This window comes from Terriglobus sp. YAF25, from assembly GCF_052113305.1.
In the GTDB taxonomy this organism is placed as follows: domain Bacteria; phylum Acidobacteriota; class Terriglobia; order Terriglobales; family Acidobacteriaceae; genus Terriglobus.
Genome location: NZ_JBFRCY010000827.1, coordinates 1 through 1867 on the forward strand (window position 1 = coordinate 1; position 1867 = coordinate 1867).

Consider the following 1867-nt stretch of genomic DNA (forward strand, 5'->3'; position numbering starts at 1 on the left):
CCAAGAAAAGGGGTTGGGTTATTCGTCCATGTCCGTAGCAATCCAGTGCTCAAGCAGACGCGTGCTCTGCTTGGGTTCCGAACGGATTTGCTTCTTGACCTGTTCGAAGATCATTTCCTCTTCACTGTTCTCTGTTTTCAGTCCGGCCACGGGCGTCAATACCGGCGTATCCGGAGATCCCTGCGCCAATAAGGACGCTGGCTCCGTAATCGGTAGAACACCTGCGGCAGCGCCTGCCCCGACGGCAGCAAGAGCGGGAGTCTGCTGCGCCATCAATGATGGCGCCTCCGGCTCCTGCATCAGGGCCGCGGTCTGCTTGACCATCGGACGCAGGACGAACATCACCAGCAGCAGCCCCATCGCTACCAGGCCCGCAGTGCGAAGTACACCCGGCGTCCGTATCAGTTCCTGCGTCTGCTCTGTCACGCGCTGCAGTGGAGTCAATGGAACTTCCGCGCTGTTCGTCTGGAAGCTGATGTTCTCAAGAACAAGCTGATCTCCACGTTTGGGATCAAACCCCGTGGATGCCTGTGCGAGTTGTTGCAGGCGGCGCATCTCTTCACTGCTGCGGCCATGCCAGACGGTATGCATGTCCTTTCCTGCGCCTTCCAGTTGCGGGCGATCGTTTACCAGAACGGCCACAGTAAGCCGCTTCAGCCGGCCCGGACCTTCTTGCATGTGGCTCAGGTGGCGGGTTACGGCATAGTTGGCACTCTCTTCACGCGCGTTGTTGCTTGTCCCGCTACCACCCTGCGGATATACAGGCAGGCTACCGTTCTGCATCAGAGGTGGAACGTTGCCCTGGCCATTGGCCTGGTTAGCCGCACCATTGGCTCCGGCAGCGGCGGGTCCACCCGCGGCATTGCTCTGTGTTCCCGGAACTCCCGACGCGACCCGCTGGGAACCCTGCACCTGCTCGGTACGTTGCATGCTGACGGTTGCCGACAGTGCCGGATCATAGACCTCATCAGTTTTTTCTTCCGTGCCCTGCTCATACTCCGCATGAACTGTAGCGCGTACATTATCCCGCCCGGCCACCGGCTCCAGCATGGAGATCAGTTGCTGCTCCATCTGGTGAACAGCGTCAGTCTGCTGCGCGGACTGTGTCGGCGCGCTCATATTGACATGACCATCCGCATCCACCAGGTTCACCTGGTCCGGCTGCAGATTTTCCACTGCGCCGGCCACCAGATTGCGAATCGATTCGGCCTCGCCCTGAGCCATGGTCGAACGACGGAGCTTCAGCACTACCGTTGCCTTGGCCGGATGATCCTCTGCACTGAATAAACCCTGCTTGGCCATGGCCAAGTGGACGCGCGCAGAACGCACGGAGCCAAGGGTTCCGATTGTATGTTCCAACTCACCTTCAAGAGCACGCTGATAGTTGACCTTCTCATCGAACTCGGAACCAACCCAGTTCGGTTTATCGAAGATCTCAAAGCCCATGCGCCCGCTCTGCGGCATGCCTTTGCTGGCCACTTCCATACGTGCCTTGTCCAGCAGCTCTTCGGGCACAAGCACTTCGCTGCCGTCGGACGAGATCTTGGCATTGATTCCTGCCGCACTCAGCTCCTGGCTGACAGCCTGCACATCCTTGGGATCAAGCCCACTGAAGAGCATCTTCCATTCCGTGCGGGAGCCATACCAGCTCAGAGCAGCAATTATCGCAAGCACGACTCCGCATGCCAGCATCAGACTTGAACGCTGCGCCTTCGGTAAAGCATTCCAGCGGCTCCCGACATTCCTCACCAGACGCTGCCAGGGAGCGGCGCCATCGCTGAGGCCGGGGGTAGAACCTGTTTTCTGTAATTCAGTCTTCTGATCTGGCATTGTTATGTCTTAGAACTGCATCTGCATCATCTGCTGG

Annotated in this window: 1 protein-coding gene; it reads right to left on the bottom strand. The window is 58.7% G+C overall.

What is annotated here, in order from left to right:
• Positions 1-18 precede the first annotated feature (18 nt).
• Entirely contained in the window at positions 19-1830 is a 1812-nt protein-coding gene (fliF, locus tag AB4043_RS24215) for a flagellar basal-body MS-ring/collar protein FliF (protein WP_442299375.1), read from the bottom strand.
• Positions 1831-1867 lie beyond the last annotated feature (37 nt).

Bases quoted from the DNA above. Each gene is read 5' to 3' on its own strand.
- fliF (WP_442299375.1), bottom strand. From the start codon at position 1,830: ATGCCAGATCAGAAGACTGAATTACAGAAAACAGGTTCTACCCCCGGC.